A 986-nucleotide genomic window follows, 5' to 3' on the forward strand; every position below is an offset into this window, starting at 1 on the left:
GCGCAGACAGGGGTTTTGTCGTTTCAGGCTAGCCATGTTCTCTAGAACAAAAGAGCCAGCCCATCAGCGATGTACCTGTCACGGCGAAAGCGAAGCCTTACGCAAACAGCTTCAATACATTGTTCATCGCATCATCGGCAAACCCCTGAACAAAGTCCTTGAACCCTGGCAGGGCTTCAGCGTCCGACTGTGCCGGTTCGGCGATGATGGTCCAGGTCGCACGGGACTTACCTGCTCCCAGCGGCTCAACGCTCATCGCTGCCCACAAGTTGGCCACGTCCAACGTGTTGTATATCGTGGTCCACGTCATATTCAACGCGTGGTCATCCCGCGAGTTAAGTTGCTCAACCACCAGGTTGCCATCCTTGAAGAATTTTTTGCGCAAGGACGACACACCTTCGCCCGTCATTTCGATGTGCGACAGCGCCGGGATGAACTGATCGAAGCCGGCGAAGTTGCCGACGATTGCCCAGACTTTCGCGGCCTCGGCCGGTACTTCCACAGACGACACCACGTGGCAGCCTTGAGGGTTTTTGATCAGGGTATCGGGTTGCAGAGTGCTCATGGGTTTTGCTCCGTTTGGGTTGAGTCAGATGAAGTTGATTTCTTTCAGGTAGTCGCAGCCACGACGCAGCAGCGCCGGGGATTTTTTCGGGTAATGCGCACCCATCTGCCGGACCCCGGCTTGGGCGTTGTCGTGGCCGATCATTGAGATATCGCCGATGTCTTCTTCGAAGCCGTTGAGGTAAAAACCGAGCACGCCGAATAGCGCGTTGTCACTGTCAACCCGGTCCAGTTGCTGTTGCCAGTCGGCGACGCTGACCATGGAGAATTCACGCCCGGCCTCACGAAAGGACGCCACGTAGTCATCCCAGCTCAGGGGCTCGGGGTTGTGTAGGTTGAATACCGCTTTTTCGGGCTGATAGCGGCTGGCATGGAAGGCAATGAACCGGGCGAGAAAGTCCACCGGCATCAGGTCGAAATTC

General features: G+C 56.4%; 1 protein-coding gene and 1 pseudogene. Both read right to left on the reverse strand.

Translation table 11 applies throughout. The features are described 5' to 3' along the window. Positions 1-97: 97 nt before the first annotated feature. Positions 98-565, reverse strand: a complete 468-nt coding sequence (locus tag AC1DRJ_RS29550; RefSeq protein ID WP_477805241.1) for an SRPBCC family protein — start codon at positions 563-565, stop codon at positions 98-100. A gap of 24 nt (positions 566-589) precedes the next feature. Continuing rightward, positions 590-986: pseudogene (locus AC1DRJ_RS29555) on the reverse strand (peptide transporter); the annotation flags it as partial.

The sequence above is a fragment of the Pseudomonas sp. P5_B2 genome (assembly GCF_056400445.1).

Coding starts and splice junctions, on each gene's coding strand:
- AC1DRJ_RS29550 (WP_477805241.1), bottom strand. CDS start 565: ATGAGCACTCTGCAACCCGATACCCTGATCAAAAACCCTCAAGGCTGC.